Genomic DNA, 16,159 nt, shown 5'->3' with positions numbered 1-16,159 from the left:
GATGACCGGGGGACGCCACGCCGAACAGCTCACCTGTTCGGCGCACCGGGTCGGAGCGGCACCGGCGTCCCGGGGTTGACCTGGCATCAGATGGCACGGACCGGATCGGACCGAGGACACGGAGGTCGCACCCGCCGATGTGGCAGTCAGTGCTGGACGCCTACCGGGACCGGATCGTCGACACCGGACGGGAGCCGCTGTTCCTGCTGCTGCTCGGCCTGGTGCTGTCGTTCCTGTTCATCCGGATCAGCACCCGGCTGATCCGCGCCCAGGTCCGCTGGTGGCCCGGGAACGTCGCCCCCGGCGGGCTGCACATCCACCACGTGGTGTTCGGCCAGGCCCTGCTGCTGGTCTGCGGCGTCGCCGCGTTCGCGCTGCGCGGTGACGGCGGCTCCTGGTGGAACCTGCTCGGCTTCGGGTTCGGCGTCGGCTGCGGACTCGTGCTGGACGAGTTCGCGCTGGTGCTGCACCTGAAGGACGTCTACTGGTCCACCCAGGGCCGCACCTCGGTGGACGCCGTGATGCTCGCCGTCGCCACCATCGGACTGCTGCTGCTCGGCGAACTCCCGCTCGGCGGATTCGCCCGCCACCCCGACGGGCCCACCCTGGCCGGGGCCTGCGGGCTGCTCGCCCTGGTGGTGGTCAGCCTGCTCAAGGGCAAGACCTGGACGGGGCTGCTCGGCATCATGCTCTGGCCGCTCGCCCTGGTCGGCGCGGTCCGGCTGGCCCGGCCGCAGAGCCCGTGGGCCCGCTGGCGCTACCGGGCCCGGCCGCGCCGGCTGGCCCGCGCCGAGCGGCGCGAGGAACGCATCCACCGCCGCCTGGTCTCCGCCAAGACCACCGTCTACGACCTGCTGGCCGGCACCCCCGACGCCGACCTCGACCCCGCGGAGCCCGCGAGAGCGGCGGAGCCCGCGCCGGTCCGACCGCCCGCCGTCGAGCCCGCGCCGTCCGAGCCGTCCGCGCCGTTCGAGCCGCCCGCGCCGCCGGCGACCTGGCGGCTGCGCTGCGCCGCGTTCGCCCAGTGGTACCTGCGGATCGTCACCCTGATCGACCTGCTCGGCGCGGTCGTCGCCCCGTTCCGCGCGCAGGTCCAACGGGTCGACCGCGGCGAGTACTTCACGCCCGCGCTGGTCACCTCCGGGTTCACCACCGCGCTGTTGGCCGGGCTGCTCGCCGTGATGCTGCGCCGCCGCAAACGCGCCGCCTGGATCGCCGCGGTGGCCGTCGTCCTGGTGCACGCCGGGCTGTACGCCCTCGCGCTGGCCTTCCCGGAGGTCCGCGCCCACCCGTTCAACTGGTTCTCCGCCGCGCTCACCCTCGCCGTGCTGCTGGCGCTGCTGCTGAGCCGGCCGGTGTTCCGGGTGCGCGGCGGGCGCGGCAACCTGCCGCTGGCCGCCGCCGTGCTGGTGCTCGGCGGGGCGCTGCTCACCGGCCTCGGCGCGGTCGCCGTCCGGGTCGGGCACACCGACGGCGTGCCGGACTGGGGCGAGGCCGCCCGCTACGGCCTGCTGCGGTTGGTCACCCTCTCCGGCGTCGTCCGGGTCACCGGGGTGGACGTGCCGCGCTGGATCGACCTCGCGCTCAACCTGCTCGGCACCGCCCTGCTGCTGCTCACCCTGCGGATCCTGCTGCGCTCCCCGCTCGGCACCGACTGGCAGAGCCCCGAGGAGGAGGCGGAGCTGCGCCGGCTGCTGGAGCGGCACGGCGGACGGGACTCGCTCGGGTACTTCGCGCTGCGCCGCGACAAGGCGCTGTGCTTCTCGGCGAGCCGCAGGGCCGCCGTCGCCTACCGGGTGGTCAACGGCGTCGCGCTGGCCTCCGGCGACCCGATCGGCGACCCGGAGGCGTGGCCGCAGGCCATCGAGGAGTGGCAGCGGCAGGCCCGCGCGCACGCCTGGATCCCCGCCGTCACCGGCACCGGCGAGCGGGGCGGCACCGTGTACGCCCGGGTGGCGGGGCTGCGGGCGCTGCACCTCGGCGACGAGGCGGTGGTCGAACCGGCCCGGTTCACCCCGGACGACCCCGGGCTGCGGCAGACCTGCGCCCGGGTCGAGCGGGCCGGGTACCGGGTGGTGGTCCGCCGTCACCGCGACATCCCCGCCGAGGAGTTCGCCGACCTGGTGCGGCTCGCCGACGCCTGGCGGCACGGCCGCACCGAACGCGGCTACTCGATGGCGCTCGGCCGGCTCGGCGACCCCGCCGACGGCGACTGCCTGATCGCCGAGTGCCGCGACGAGGCCGGCCGGACCGCCGCCCTGCTGTCCTTCGTCCCGTGGGGCGAGGACGGGCTGTCGCTCGACCTGATGCGGCGCGACCGGGAGTCCGACCCCGGGCTGGTCGAGTACACCGTGACGCGGCTGCTCGAACAGGCCCGCGACGGGATGCCGGCGGTACGGCGGGTGTCGTTGAACTTCGCCATGCTCCGCGAGGTCTTCGAGGAACGGCTCGGCGCGGGGCCGGTGCTGCGGCTGTGGCGCGGGGTACTGCGGTTCCTGTCCCGCTGGTGGCGGCTGGAGGAGCTGTACCGGGCCAACGCCCGCTACCGGCCGCACTGGCAGCCCCGGTACGTGCTGTACGAGAAGACCTCCGAACTGCCCGCGATCGGCCTGGCCAGCGCGCTCGCCGAGGGCTACCTGACCCGCCCCCGGCTGCGCCGCGGCCGCCGCTGAGGGCAGGTCACCCGGGCGGAACACCGGGCGTGCCGGGCCGGGCGGCGATGGGTTGACTGGGGCCTGGTCCGGACGGTTTCGGAGGGTGCGGTGGGCGAGCGGGCGTGGGGCGGGGCGGCGCTGGCCGCGGGGGCGATCGTGGCGGGTTCGTGGCTGCTGCACGGGGGCCTGGGCGCGCTGCCGCCGGCCCCGCTCGCCGCGCAGGCGTACGACGGGACGCCGGTCGGGCCCGCCGTGCCGCCGCTGCCGTCCTCGCCGCCGGTGCGGATCCGGATCCCGGCGCTGGGCGTGGACGCCCCCGTGGACCCGCTGGGCCTGGACGGCGAGGGACGCCTGCAGCCGCCGCCCGAGGCCGACGGCAACCTGGCGGGCTGGTACCGCAGCGGCGCGGCCCCCGGGTCGAGCGGTGCGGCGGTGCTGGCCGGGCACGTCGACACCGCGCGCGGGCCGGCGGTGTTCTACCGGCTGGGCGCGCTGCGCCGGGGCGACCAGGTGGAGGTGGCCCGCGCCGACCGGGCCACCGCCTGGTTCCAGGTGGACGGCGTGGAGGTCTATCCGAAGCGCGAGTTCCCCGACACCAAGGTGTACGCGGCCACCCCCGACGCCCAGCTGCGGCTGATCACCTGCGGCGGCGGCTACACCCGCGCGGGGGGCTGGGACGGGAACGTGGTGGTGTACGCGCACCTGGTGCGGACCCAGCGGGCCTGACGAGTGACCGGCGGACCTGACGGGCGCTCGGCGGGCCGGGCGGGCACTCGGCGGGCCGGGTGGGGACCCGCCCGGGGCGTCAGGCCAGCAGCTGGGCGAGCGCCCGGTCGCAGTCCAGGTGCCGCAGCTCCTGGCCCTCCGGAACGGCCAGGTGACTGCGCCACACGAAGCGGCGCAGGTCCGCGCGGGCGAACTGGAGCAGCGCGACGCCCTCCGGGGAACGCAGCTCGACCATGGTGCGCATGCCGAACGCGGGCCGGACCCGGACGTCGCCCTCGCCGACGGCCAGGTCCAGGCCGGCGGAGAGCAGCTGGCGGGCGAACACCCACTCGATGTCCGGCACCGACCGGTCGGCGGGTGCGGCGGGCGCGGCGGGCGCGGCGGGCGCGGCGGTGTCGAACGGGTCGTCGGGGTTGTGCGGGCCGTGGGGGTCGTACGGATCGGCGTCCAGCGCGTACTCGGCGGGGAAGACCATCCGGACGGCCAGCGGGTCCTCCGCGCGGTAGCGCAGGGTGACCCGGAGCAGGACGGAGCGGTGGGTGCCGAGGATCAGTCGGGCCTGGGTGTGTTGTTCGATCGACGCGGGGGCTGCGGACACGACGTTTCCTCCGGGAGGTGGGGGTGCGACCGGTGTCGCCTTCCGAGATGTAGAGAGTCGGGAGGGGTAGGAGGAATTACACCGGTTTTGGGGCCATTTCACGTGATCTGCGCCACATTGATGAGGGTCAATCGGGCATTTCGCCCACCTGGTGTGGGGGTTGTGTGTGCGGCCGCCCGGCCGCCCGGGCAGGATCGCGGGAGTCGACCGGTCCGCCGCCGGTCCGGCCGGGCCAGGGGAGGACAAGATCACCGAGTTGTCAGTACGGACCGCCGGTCGCCCGTCGCACGCCAGCTACACCGAGCTCTACCGCAGCCACCACCCCGGCCTGCTGCGCTACGCCGGCCGGCTGACCGGCGGCGACCGCTGGCAGGCCGAGGACCTGGTCGCCGAGGCCCACCTGCGGGTGTGGCGGCGGCTGGCCGCCGGGCAGCGGATCGAGGACCCGCGCGCCTACCTGGCCACCACCGTCCGCCATCTGGCCGCCGTGCCGGTGCGGGAGACGACCCGGCCCGAGGTGCCCGGCGGGGAGAGCGAGGATCCGGCGGCGACGGTGGCCGAGACCGACCGGATGCGCCGCCTGCTCGCCCAACTGCCCGAGCGGTGGGCGCACGCGCTGTGGCTGGCCGAGGTGGAGGGGCTGCCGCCCGGCGAGATCGGGGCCCGGCTCGGGGTGCGGCGCGGCGCGGCCGCCGTCCTGGTGCACCGCGCCCGCGAGGGCCTGCGGCTCGCGTACCTGCGGGCCTACCCGGGCAGCCCGCGCGACCGGTCCTGCGCCGGGCACTGGCGGACGCTGGCCGGGCAGGCCCGCGGCCGGGCCGGACGGCGGGCCGAGCGGCAGGTGGAGCGCCACCTGCCGCACTGCGCGGACTGCCGCCGCCGGCTCGCCCTGCTGCGCCGGGTCAACCTGGGCCTGGCCGGGCTGGTGGGCACCGCGATGGCGCTGCTGGCCGCGCTGGTGGCGCCCCCGGCGGGCGGCGCCGGGCTGCGCGGCGGCGAACCCGGGTGCGAGGTCGGCCACCGGATCACCGCGCAGCCGGGCGGCCGGTTCCTGGCCCGGCCGACCGTCCGCACCACCGCCGACCGGCCGGTCGGCGGCTGGACGCTGCGCCGGCCGCTTGCCGACGGCGAGCACCTGGCGGTGCCCCGGTCGGGCGTCGGGCAGGCCAGCGAGGTGGCGGGGGCGGTGCTGCTGGAGGAGGGCTCCGTCCTGCGGCCGGGGGCCAGTGCGGAGGCCGCCTTCACCGGCGTCGCGAGGCACCCGTTCGCCGTCCCCGACGCGATCACGGTGAACGGCCGACCGTGTCGCGTGAAGGTGTGGTGAGGGTCGCGCGGGCGGAGTGGGACGCGCGCCACAGGGGCACGCCATCGCCGCGGTCCGCCCCCCCGGAAGGGGCTAGGCTGGGCGGGTTCCACGACCGCCCGCCGACCGCGGGTCAAGGGCCTCGCACAGGCTCTGACCTGCGACGACCCCGTTCGGAGACCGTGACTACCGCCGCCTCCTCCTCGATGGCCCCGCTGTTCTCGCACGTCGACAGCTCCCACCCCCGCCCCACCGGCACCTCCGCCGCCGCGCACCTCTCCCCGGCCTTCCCCGGCCGTGCCCCCTGGGGCACCGCGGGCAGGCTCCGCGCCTGGCAGCAGGGCGCGCTGGACAAGTACATCGAGAAGCAGCCCCGGGACTTCCTGGCGGTTGCGACGCCGGGCGCCGGAAAGACCACCTTCGCCCTGACCCTGGCGTCCTACCTGCTGCACAACCACCTGGTGCAGCAGATCACCGTGGTCGCGCCCACCGAGCACCTGAAGAAGCAGTGGGCCGAGGCCGCCGCCCGGATAGGCATCCGGCTGGACCCGGCGTACTCCTCGGGCCAGCTGTCGAAGGACTACCACGGCATCGTGGTCACCTACGCGGGCGTCGGCGTCAACCCGATGCTGCACCGCAACCGCACCGAGGCCCGCAAGACGCTGGTGATCATGGACGAGATCCATCACGCCGGCGACTCCAAGTCCTGGGGCGAGGCCTGCTTCGAGGCGTTCGAACCCGCCACCCGCCGGCTCGCGCTGACCGGTACGCCGTTCCGCTCGGACACCAACCCGATCCCGTTCGTCGCCTACGACGCGGGCAGCGACGGCATCCGCAAGTCGATCGCCGACTACACCTACGGCTACGGGCACGCCCTCGCCGACCACGTCGTCCGACCGGTGATCTTCCTCAGCTACTCCGGCAACATGCGCTGGCGCACCAAGTCCGGCGACGAGCTGGAGGCCCGGCTCGGCGAGCCGATGACCAAGGACCTGATCGCCCAGGCCTGGCGCACCGCGCTGTCCCCGCAGGGCGAGTGGATCCCGGCCGTGCTGCAGGCCGCCGACCGGCGGCTGACCGAGGTCCGCAAGGGCATCCCGGACGCCGGCGGCCTGGTGATCGCCACCGACCAGACGGTGGCCCGCTCGTACGCCAAGATGCTCCGCGAGATCACCGGCGAGAAGGTCGCCCTGGTGCTCTCCGACGAGACCGAGGCGTCCAAGCGGATCTCCGACTACGCGGCCGGCGACTCGCGCTGGATGGTCGCGGTCCGCATGGTGTCCGAGGGCGTCGACGTGCCCCGGCTGTGCGTCGGCGTGTACGCCACCTCGATCTCCACCCCGCTGTTCTTCGCGCAGGCCGTCGGCCGCTTCGTCCGCGCCCGCAAGCGCGGCGAGACCGCCTCGGTGTTCCTGCCGACCATCCCGATGCTGCTCGGCTTCGCCAACGAGATGGAGCTGCAGCGCGACCACGTCCTGGACCGGCCCAAGAAGGAGGGCGAGGGCCTGTTCGACGAGGAGGACCGGCTGCTCGCCGAGGCCGAGAAGGCCAACGACGGGCCGGACACCGGGAGCGAGGAGTTCTCCTACGAGGCGCTGGGCAGCGACGCGGTCTTCGACCGGGTGCTGTACAACGCCATGGAGTTCGGCATGCAGGCGCACCCCGGCAGCGAGGAGGAGGAGGACTACCTCGGCATCCCGGGCCTGCTCGAACCCGACCAGGTGCAGATGCTGCTGCAGAAACGTCAGCACCGGCAGATCCAGCGCTCCAAGGCCCGCCCCGCCGAAGAGGCCGACCTGATCGAACTGCCCGCCGAGCAGCGCCCGGTGGTCACCCACCAGGAGCTGCGCGAGCTGCGCAAGGAGCTGAACGCGCTGGTCGCCGCCTGGCACCACCGCACCAGCCAGCCGCACGGCAGCATCCACAACGAGCTGCGCCGCGAGTGCGGCGGGCCGCTCACCGCGCAGGCCACCGCCAACCAGCTGAAGGCGCGGATCGGCCGGATCCGGGAGTGGGCGACCCGGGCCTGACGACGGGCGAACGGCCGGCGCCCCCGACCCGCGGACACCCGTGGGCGGGGGCGCCGGCCGTTCGCGTGTCCGCGCCCGCCCCGCCGCAGCGGAAGGCCGCTGTCCGGCTACCGGTCAGATATCGAACACCTGATCGGTTACGCCCGTAGTTTTGTGTGTCTTGTCCGTTTTTTCATCGCGACTTTCCAACGATGTGGATCGGATTTTGAACAACCACTTCCGCAGCGCACCTCCCGTTCACTAGCGTCTCCCCAACCCCGTCCGGGCCCCACCCCGCAGCCCGGCCGGAGCAACCGCGGAGCCCAGCGACCGGCAGACCACGCCGAGGCCGGACTCCCACGTCGGACATTCGTCTGACGTGTGATCAATTCCGGTACTGCCCAAGGCAGTTGTGCCGTATGGTCGGACTCGCCGCGGAAAGGATTTGGCGTTCGTGACTGCTGAGACCTCCCAGACCCTGGACCGGGGTGTCCGGGTACTGAAACTGCTCGCCGACTCCGAGCGCGGGCTGACGGTCACCGAGCTGGCCGCCCGACTGGCCGTCAACCGCACGGTGGTCTACCGCCTGCTGGCCACCCTGGAACAGCACGGGCTGGTCCGCCGGGACATCGGCGGCCGCGCCCGGGTCGGCCTCGGCGTGCTGCGCCTGGCGCACCGGGTGCACCCGCTGCTGCGCGAGGCCGCGTTGCCCGCGCTGCGCTCGCTCGCCGAGGACCTCGGCGCCACCGCCCACCTCACCCTGGTCGACGGCAACGAGGCGCTCGCCGTCGCCGTGGTCGAGCCGACCTGGACGGACTTCCACGTCGCCTACCGCACCGGACTGCGCCACCCGCTCACCGAGAGCGCGGCCGGCCGGGCGATCCTGGAGGCCCGCGGCTTCCCCGGCCAGCGCCGCCCCGACCAGGGCTTCGTGATCACCCGCGCCGAGGAGCAGTCCGGCGCGTGCGGGGCCGCCGCCGCACTGATCGGCCTGAGCGGCATCGAGGGCAGCGTCGGCGTGGTGATGCTCAACGGCCTGGTGCCCGAGCGGGTCGGCCCGCGCGTGGTGGAGGCCGCCACCGAGGTCGCCGACGCGCTGCGCTGAACCGGCCGGGGCCGGCCGATCCGCGAGGCCGCCCCGGGCGGGGGCCCCGGTGTGTTTGGATGCGGGGTGTGCCTTCGAAGACCCTGCCCCCGGCCCTGACCGCCCCGCGCAGCCGCGCCCTCGCCCTGTGCGCGCTGCCGGTGCTGGCGCTGTTCGCGGTGGCCGCGTTCGTGCCGCTGCCGTTCACCCTGGAGTCGCCGGGCCAGACCGCCGACACCCTGGGCACGGTCCGGGTCAAGGACGCCCAGGGCGCGGAACAGACCGTCGAGGTGCTCACCGTCACCGGGGCGCCGCAGCGCCAGACCGCCGGGAACCTGCGGGTGGTGACCATCGAGGCCACCGTGCCGGGCCGGCGCAACACCCTGTGGGACTCGCTGGCGGCCTGGGTCGACCCCGAGCGGGCCGTGGTGCCCACTGCGGAGGTCTACCCGCAGAGCGACCCGAAGAAGGCCAACGAGGTGACGCAGCAGCAGATGACGCAGTCCCAGGACAGCGCCACCATGGCCGCGCTCAGCTACCTGCACCTGTCGCCGGAGCAGGTGAACGTGCAGATCCAGCTCGGGGCCATCGGCGGGCCGAGCGGCGGCCAGATGCTGGCGCTGGGCATCATCGACAAGATCGCCGGCGACGGCAAGGGCGGCGACCTCACCGGCGGGATGAACATCGCGGGCACCGGCACCATCGACGCCGACGGGCGGATCGGCCAGGTCGGCGGCATCCCGCTCAAGACCCAGGCGGCCCACGCGGCCGGCGCCACGGTGTTCCTGCTGCCGCGCAGCGAGTGCACCCAGGGCAAGGTCAACACCCCCGACGGGCTGCGGCTGGTCCCGGTGGACACGCTGTCCGAGTCGATCGCCGCCCTCCAAGCGGTGCGCGAGGGCGGCGCCGTCCCGCACTGCTGAACCGGCCCGGCCGGGCCCCACCCCTAAGCCCGACCGGAGCCGCGTCCTACACGCCGAACGCCGCCGTCACCAGGTCCTCGCCGACCCGGGTCCGCAGCTTCTCGGCCACCGCCGTCAACCGGTGCGCCTGCGAGAGCGGCAGCGCCACCCCGATCGCCGCCAGGTCGCTGCCCAGCACGATCGGCACCGCCGCCCCCACCAGGCCGAGCTCGTACTCCTGGTACTGGGTGATCGGCGCCGCCCGCTGCGGCCCCGGCCCGGGCAGCAGCGGCAGCTGGGCGGGCTCGCGCAGGGTGTACGGGGTGAACGGCACCATCGGGTAGCGGGCCAGGTGTGCCCGGCGCTCCTCGGCCGACATCAGCGCCAGCAGGGTCTTGCCGCTGGCGTGGGCGTGCGCGCCGATCCGGAAGCGCTCCGGATCGACGATGTTCGCCCCCGGCGCGGCCCGGGCGGCGACCAGCTCGACCTCGCCGTCCTTGTACCGGGCGTAGTGCACGGCGGCGTGCAGCTGGTGCGCGATCCGGCCGAGCACCCGGTCCAGCCGACTCCGGCCCGCCTCCGGACCGTCCAACGGCTCCTCCGGGCTCAGCCCCGACACCGCCGGCCCGGTGCGGTAGCGGCCCTCCCGGCGCTCCAGGTACCGGTCGTGCACGAGGGTGCGCAGCAGGTGGTACGTGGTGCCGAGGGCCAGCCCGGTGTCCCGGGCGAGCTGCTTGGCGGTGGCGCCCGCCGGGTGCTGGGCGGCGGCCTCCAGCAGCCGCAGGGCGCGTTGGGCGGAGGCGATGAGGGTGGGCGCCTCCGCGGTGACCCGCCTCATTGCGGCGTCCCGGCGGCGGGAGCGGTCGGCGGCGGGCCTTGGGGGAGGGTTGCCCTGGGGTTCGCGATTGCGTTCAATGCGTGCACGAGCCATAGGCATATGCCATAAATCCGCCGCCGTCACCCGTGGACACGCCAAAAGCTGGACAAGGGCTCGCCGTCAGCCCCCGTCCGGCGCCCCCGCGGCCTGCTCCACCAGCGGCAGGATCCGGTACGGCACCGGATTCTCCAGGGCGATCGCGGTGGACGCCCGGACGATGCCGTCGAAGCCGACCACCCGGTCGATCACCCGCTGCAGGTCCGCGTTCGACCGGGCCACGATCCGCACCAGCATGTCGCCGTGCCCGGTGATGGTGTGCAGCTCCAGCACCTCCGGCACCGCCGCCAGGTGCGCCCGGACGACCGTGCCCTGCCCCTGCGAGATCTCCAGGGTCGCGAACGCCGTCACCGGGTAGCCCAGCGCCCCCGGGTCCACCTGCGGGCCGAACCCGCCGATCACCCCGCGGGCCTGCAGGCGGTCCAGCCGGGCCTGCACCGTGCCGCGCGCCACCTGCAGGCGGCGCGAACACTCCAGCACCCCGATCCGCGGCTCCTCGGTGAGCAGCCGGATCAGTCTTCCGTCCAGCGCGTCGATGGCTTCGGGCTGCGGGGGCACGGGCGGCTCCTCGGTGGTGCGGGCGTCGACCGACATTGTGCGGTCGGCACCGGCCCCCCGTCAGCCCCCGAGGGCGCGCGTCACCCCGGGTCCACCTGCACGTTCGGCTCGAAGCCGTTCCAGGTCACCCAGACCGAGGAGACCCGGCCGTCCCTGCTGAAGTTGATCCGCATCCACTGGTCGCCGTGCCAGACCTGCATCGTCCAGCCCGCCTCCGGGGTCGCCGACACCAACTGGACGTCGTGCTGACGGATGTCGAGCGCCACCCGGCCGCCCGGCATCAGGTAGCTGCGTACCGTCCCGGTGGTGCTGCTCGGCGTGGACTGGATCGACGCCGAGCCGTGCGACGGCCCGGCCTGGGACCGGGTCGCGCTCGGCGCCGGGTCCGCGCTCGGGTCCGGACCGGGGTGCGGGGCCGACGCGGTGCCGGAGGACCCCGGGGCGCCGGAGCCGCCCGGGCCGCCGGTGGGGCCCGGGCCCGGGGCGGAGGGCGGGTCGCCCGTCGTCGAGGCCGGCGGCGGGGTCGCCGCCGGACCCGGCTGCGGCGGGCCCGTCGCCGGCAGTGGCAGCGCCACCGGCCCCTCGAACTCCGTGTCGGCCAGCACCGCGTGCACACCGAGCCAGGACAGCGCCACCGCCGCCCCGGTGGCTGCCGTCCAAGCACCCAGTTGAACCCATCCGCTCCGCATTTGCGGGCCATCCTGCCGTACTCAGGTCACGGGCAGGTCAGTGCCCCGGTCAATCCTCAGCAACCTTGCAGATCACGGATCCAGAGGACCCGTCAGACAGCGGGATCGCGCCACCCCTACCCCCCGAGGTACAGACCAGTTGGTCCCGATGCCGTACCGTGCAGCCCCATGGCAACAGTGCTTGTGGTCGAGGACGACCCCTTTGTGCGTTCCGCCCTGATCCGCCATCTGGCCGAATCCGGCCACGCCGTGCGCTCCGTCGGCACCGCCCTGGAGGCGCTGCGCGAAGTCGCCCAGGTCGGCTGCGACCTGGTGGTCCTCGATCTGGGCCTGCCCGATCTGGACGGCAGCGAGGCGCTCAAGATGATCCGCGGACTGACCAACGTACCGGTCATCATCTCCACGGCCCGCGACGACGAGGCGGAGATCGTCCGGCTGCTGAACGACGGCGCGGACGACTACCTGGTGAAACCGTTCTCCGGGGAGCACCTCACGGCCCGGATGGCCGCCGTGCTGCGCAGACTCGGCGGCGGCTCCCTGATGGCCCCTCAGGTCCTGCGGGTCGGCGGCCTCGCCATCGACCCGCAGCGCCGCGAGGCCCTGCTCGACGGAGAACGGCTCGACCTCACCCGGCGCGAGTTCGACCTGCTGGCCTTCCTCGCCGCCCGGCCCGGCGTGGTCGTCCCGCGCAAGGAGATCCTCGCCGAGGTGTGGCGGCAGACCTACGGCGGCGACCAGACCATCGACGTCCACCTGTCCTGGCTGCGCCGCAAGCTCGGCGAGACCGCCTCCAACCCGCGCTACCTGCACACCGTGCGCGGCGTCGGCGTCCGGCTGGAAGCGCCCTCGGAACCGGTCGGGTGCGCGCCATGAAGCGCCTGCTCCGCTCGCTGCGCTGGGCGATGGTCAAGGCGGCCATCGCCGGCACCGTCATGGTCGCGCTGGCGTTCCTCATCCCGCTCGGCCTGGTCGTCCAGCACACCGCCCGCGACCGGGCCTTCACCACCGCCCAACGACAGGCCGCCGCCCTCGGGCCCGCGCTCGCTATCACCACCGAACAGGACGCCGTCGCCCGCGCCCTGGCCTCCACCGACGCCGGCGCGCAGGACCGCCTCGCCGTCCACCTGCCCGGCGGCGCCGTCGTCGGGCACGCCCGGGCGGACGCCGGACAGGCCGCCGCCGACGACCAGGGCCAGGCCGGGGTGCGCGGCGGCACCGTCCGCACCGCCGGCGGCTACGCGCTGCTCCAGCCCGTCGCCGTCGACAACGGCCGGGTCGCGATGGTCGAGGTGTTCGTCCCCGACGCCGATCTGTCGCGCGGCGTCGGCACCGCCTGGCTGGTGCTCTCCGGCGTCGCGCTCGCCCTGGTCGCCGTCTCCGTCGGCGTCGCCGACCGGATGGGCGCCCGCATCGTCCGCTCCGCCCGCCGCCTCGCCACCGCCGCCCGCTCGCTCGGCTCCGGCAACCTCACCGTCCGCGTCCCCGTGGACGGCCCCGAAGCGGCGGGCGCACCCGAAGAACTCCGCGAAGCCGCCTTCGCGTTCAACGCCATGGCCGACCGCGTCGTCCACCTGCTCGCCGCCGAACGGGAACTCGCCGCCGACCTCTCGCACCGGCTGCGCACCCCGCTCACCGTGCTCCGGCTCAACGCCGCCGCCCTCGGCGCGGGCGACGCCGCCGACGCCACCCGGCACGCCGTCTCGCAGCTCGAACGCGAGGTCGACCAGATCATCCGCACCGCCCGCCGGCACCCCGTCGACGCGCCGCAGCTGGTCCTCGGCTGCGACGCCGGCGAAGTGGTCCGCGAACGCGTCGCGTTCTGGTCCGCCCTCGCCGAGGACGAAGGCCGGCCCTGGCAGCTGGTCGGCGACGGGGAACCGGCGCCCGTGCCCGTACAGCGCGGCGACCTGGCCGCCGCCGTCGACGCCCTGCTCGGCAACGTCTTCCGGCACACCGCCGTCGGCACCGCCTTCGCCGTCGACCTGACCGCCACCGAGGACGCCGTGACCGTCCTGGTCGGCGACGCCGGACCGGGCTTCGCCGACCCGGCCCCGGCGATCCGCCGCGGCGCCGGCCACGGCGGCGAAGGCTCCACCGGCCTCGGCCTGGACATCGTCCGCAAGCTCGCCGAGAGCACCGGCGGCGACGTCACCCTCGGCCGCTCCGCCGCACTCGGCGGCGCCGAGATCGGGGTGCGCCTCAACACCCGCACCCAAGTCGAACTGCCGCGCCAGCAACGGCGCCGCCCCGGCCGACCGATCCGCAAGGACTGACGCAGGCCGATGACACCGACACAGCAGCTGTTACCGCGGGGGCGACAGCTGGTGTCGCTCCTCTTCCTTAAGTACTCCCTAGTACCGCCTCAGCGGCACCTCATGCCGTCCCGGGCCCGCCGTCGCGGCCCGCCCGCCCGGCACCCCGGAGCGGAACCCGGGGCGACCGCGACCGGTGGCGCGAACGAGGAGGTCGGGTAGTGTCGGCTGCTGGCCCAGCGCAGGTCGACGGCGGACGGAGCAAGACAGTGACCACGGTGCAAGCGGAACGCGCCACGCCACCCTCCGGCGGACCCGAACAGCCACCCGTCCCCGCCTGGCAGCGCACCCTCACCGCACCCGTCCGCCTGCTCGCCGACATCAACGCCGCCCTGCGCGCCGCCCCCTGGCGGCCGCTGCTGACCGCCGCGGCGATCGCCCTGGTCTCGCTGCTCGGCTACGCCGCCGTGCGGCACTTCGTCGGCACCTCGATGGTCGACATGATCGTCTACCGGGCCGAGGGCGCCGCCGTCGCCCACGGCCAGGACCTGTACGCGATCCGGGTCACCGAGTGGGACCTGCCGGCCACCTACCCGCCGTTCGCCGCCATGCTGTTCGTGCCGACCACCTGGTTCGGCATCCCGTTCCTGCGCGTCGCCGTCACCGTCGGCAACCTGCTGCTGCTGGCCACGCTCGCCCACCTGTCCTTCAAACTCGTCGACTGGCCGCGCCGCGAGCTGCGGCCGATCGGCGTGCTCCTGATCACCGGACTGGGCGTCTGGCTGGAACCCGTCTTCACCACCCTGCGCTACGGACAGATCAACCTCGCGCTGGCCTGCCTGATCCTCTGGGACCTCACCCGCCCCGACCACGCCCGCTCCAAGGGCCTCGCCATCGGCCTCGCCGCCGGCATCAAACTCACCCCCGGCCTGTTCGCCGTCTACCTGCTGATCACCGGCCGGGTCCGGGCCGCCCTGACGGCCGGCGCCGCGTTCCTCGGCACCTTCCTGATCGGCGCGCTGGTCCTGCCGGACGCCACCCGCGGCTTCTGGACCGAGTACCTCTTCGACTCCACCCGGGTCGGCAAGACCGTCATCGTCGACAACCAGTCGCTCAGCGGGATGGTCGCCCGCCTGCTGCACACCGAGAACCCCGGACTGCCCGCCACCGCGCTCGCCGCCCTGGTCGCCGTCGGCGGACTCGCCGTCGCCGTCTGGGCGCACCGCAGCGCCGGCTGGTCGCCCCGCGCCGACGCCTGGAGCGTGTGCGCCGCGCTCGTCACCGCCGTGCTGATCTCCCCGATCAGCTGGACCCACCACTGGGTGTGGTGCGTGCCGATGCTGGTGCTGCTCGCCGCCGAGGCCGCCCACGAACGCTCCCGCCCCGCCGCCGTCCGGCGCTTCCGGTGGCGACTCGTGTTCGGCCTGACGCTGCTCGGATTCCTCTCCTTCGCGATGTGGATCGTCCCGCACAAGGGCGACCTGGACCTCCGGCTGCCACTGCCCAGCCAGCTGCCCGCCTCCGTCTACCCGCTGCTCGGCCTGTGCTTCCTGGCCGTCGCCGCGCTGCGCGTGGCCTCCCGCCGCCGCGCCGCCGGCACCACGCCGGCCCGCCTGCCCGCCCCGCGCACCGAGCCCGACGGACTCGGCAGCACCGGCGCCCAGAAGGCCCCCGCGGCCCGCTGAGCGCCGGGCCCGCCGGCACGGCTGCGGCTTCCGGCACGGCCGCGGCGTCCTGCACGGCCAGCGGCCTGTGCGGGCGCGGCCTCCGGCGTTCCGACGGTCGCCGGTGGTGCGGGCGCGGCCTCCGGCGTTCCGACGGTCGTCGGTGGTGCGGGCGCGGCCTCCGGTGTGCGGCCGGTCACGCGAGGAGTTCGGCGAGGGAACCGTCCAGGTCCATCGCCTCCAGCTCCGCGCCCGGCGGCACCAGCCGGTGCGCCCGCTCCAGCCACGCCGCCACGACGGGCAGCGGCGCCTCCAGCAGCGCGTCGCCCGCCGGCGAGCTCAGCGCCATGCACAGCACGCTGCGCCGACCCGCCCGGGTCGGCCAGATCCGCACGTCGCCCTGACCGCACGGACGGAACGTTCCCTCCACCAGCAGCTCGCGGGCGAACACCCAGGTGACCGGCGTTCCGCTGTCCAGGTGGAAGGTCACGTACACCGCGAACGGGTCGTGGCTCCCGTACGACAACCGGGCGGGCACCGAGACGCTGCGCTCCGGCGACAGCACCAGTTCCAGTTCGAGTTCCTGCTCCACCGCTCCGGTCGACTGTCCGGCCATGCCGCTCACCCTCTCGCCTCCGCGTGAGGCCGCCGACCGGCCCCACACCCGAACAAGAGCGGATCGGCCGGACACTCTTACACGGGTTTCCGAGAACTTTTCCGGCGGACTTTCCGCAGAACCTTTTCCCCGCCGACCCGGTTGTTCCGGGCGGGACATTGGGGCGGTCG

14 protein-coding genes are annotated in these 16,159 nt (G+C 74.7%); 9 read left to right on the top strand and 5 right to left on the bottom strand.

Features of this window, described 5'->3' with window-relative positions; translation table 11 throughout:
* The first annotated feature begins 137 nt into the window (after positions 1-137).
* Positions 138-2,672 (top strand): phosphatidylglycerol lysyltransferase domain-containing protein, encoded by a 2,535-nt coding sequence (locus ACFV4P_RS26615; RefSeq protein WP_380475205.1) that lies wholly within the window; start codon positions 138-140, stop codon positions 2,670-2,672.
* Between the two features lie 90 nt (positions 2,673-2,762).
* Entirely contained in the window at positions 2,763-3,380 is a 618-nt protein-coding gene (locus ACFV4P_RS26610; RefSeq protein ID WP_073815373.1) for a class F sortase, read from the top strand.
* A gap of 79 nt (positions 3,381-3,459) precedes the next feature.
* Here the strand turns inward: ACFV4P_RS26610 and ACFV4P_RS26605 are convergent, their stop codons facing one another.
* Positions 3,460-3,978 carry an SsgA family sporulation/cell division regulator gene (locus tag ACFV4P_RS26605; RefSeq protein WP_380475203.1) on the bottom strand — a complete coding sequence of 173 codons (519 nt, stop codon included), beginning with the start codon at positions 3,976-3,978 and terminating at the stop codon, positions 3,460-3,462.
* Between the two features lie 256 nt (positions 3,979-4,234).
* On the opposite strand from ACFV4P_RS26605, the gene ACFV4P_RS26600 reads away from it, so the two are divergent.
* From ACFV4P_RS26600 to ACFV4P_RS26585, 4 genes are all read left to right on the top strand, one after another.
* Positions 4,235-5,302, top strand: a complete 1,068-nt coding sequence (locus ACFV4P_RS26600) for a sigma-70 family RNA polymerase sigma factor (protein ID WP_380475201.1) — start codon at positions 4,235-4,237, stop codon at positions 5,300-5,302.
* 185 nt (positions 5,303-5,487) lie between these two features.
* Entirely contained in the window at positions 5,488-7,311 is a 1,824-nt protein-coding gene (locus ACFV4P_RS26595; protein WP_380475292.1) for a DEAD/DEAH box helicase, read from the top strand.
* 433 nt (positions 7,312-7,744) lie between these two features.
* Positions 7,745-8,395, top strand: a complete 651-nt coding sequence (locus tag ACFV4P_RS26590; RefSeq protein WP_380475199.1) for an IclR family transcriptional regulator — start codon at positions 7,745-7,747, stop codon at positions 8,393-8,395.
* A 68-nt stretch (positions 8,396-8,463) separates the two neighbouring features.
* Entirely contained in the window at positions 8,464-9,297 is an 834-nt protein-coding gene (locus tag ACFV4P_RS26585) for a S16 family serine protease (RefSeq protein WP_380475197.1), read from the top strand.
* Positions 9,298-9,343: 46 nt separating this feature from the next.
* Here the strand turns inward: ACFV4P_RS26585 and ACFV4P_RS26580 are convergent, their stop codons facing one another.
* The 3 genes from ACFV4P_RS26580 to ACFV4P_RS26570 all read right to left on the bottom strand — a co-directional run bounded on the left by ACFV4P_RS26580 (position 9,344) and on the right by ACFV4P_RS26570 (position 11,457).
* Positions 9,344-10,114 carry an IclR family transcriptional regulator gene (locus ACFV4P_RS26580; RefSeq protein WP_380475195.1) on the bottom strand — a complete coding sequence of 257 codons (771 nt, stop codon included), beginning with the start codon at positions 10,112-10,114 and terminating at the stop codon, positions 9,344-9,346.
* Positions 10,115-10,273: 159 nt separating this feature from the next.
* Positions 10,274-10,768 (bottom strand): Lrp/AsnC family transcriptional regulator, encoded by a 495-nt coding sequence (locus ACFV4P_RS26575; protein ID WP_380475193.1) that lies wholly within the window; start codon positions 10,766-10,768, stop codon positions 10,274-10,276.
* Positions 10,769-10,848: 80 nt separating this feature from the next.
* The gene (locus ACFV4P_RS26570; RefSeq protein ID WP_380475192.1) at positions 10,849-11,457 is read right to left on the bottom strand and encodes a hypothetical protein; all 609 of its coding nucleotides are present in this window, start codon (positions 11,455-11,457) and stop codon (positions 10,849-10,851) included.
* Positions 11,458-11,625: 168 nt separating this feature from the next.
* Between ACFV4P_RS26570 and ACFV4P_RS26565 the strand changes: the two genes are divergently transcribed.
* From ACFV4P_RS26565 to ACFV4P_RS26555, 3 genes are all read left to right on the top strand, one after another.
* A complete protein-coding gene (locus ACFV4P_RS26565) occupies positions 11,626-12,330 on the top strand; it encodes a response regulator transcription factor (protein ID WP_380475190.1) in 705 nt (234 codons plus the stop codon).
* A gap of 17 nt (positions 12,331-12,347) precedes the next feature.
* Positions 12,348-13,730 carry an ATP-binding protein gene (locus tag ACFV4P_RS26560; protein ID WP_380475290.1) on the top strand — a complete coding sequence of 461 codons (1,383 nt, stop codon included), beginning with the start codon at positions 12,348-12,350 and terminating at the stop codon, positions 13,728-13,730.
* 248 nt (positions 13,731-13,978) lie between these two features.
* Complete coding sequence (locus ACFV4P_RS26555) at positions 13,979-15,394, top strand: glycosyltransferase 87 family protein (protein WP_380475188.1); 1,416 nt, start codon at positions 13,979-13,981, stop codon at positions 15,392-15,394.
* A gap of 175 nt (positions 15,395-15,569) precedes the next feature.
* Here ACFV4P_RS26555 and ACFV4P_RS26550 read toward each other — a convergent pair whose 3' ends face one another.
* Positions 15,570-15,989: an SsgA family sporulation/cell division regulator gene (locus tag ACFV4P_RS26550; RefSeq protein ID WP_380475186.1), complete on the bottom strand. Its 420-nt coding sequence runs from the start codon at positions 15,987-15,989 to the stop codon at positions 15,570-15,572.
* Between the last annotated feature and the right edge of the window lie 170 nt (positions 15,990-16,159).

The sequence above is a fragment of the Kitasatospora sp. NPDC059795 genome (assembly GCF_042732175.1).
Taxonomy (GTDB): domain Bacteria; phylum Actinomycetota; class Actinomycetes; order Streptomycetales; family Streptomycetaceae; genus Kitasatospora.
The sequence above is the reverse complement of the archived record's forward strand: the minus strand, read 5'-3'. Positions and strand labels throughout refer to the sequence as shown.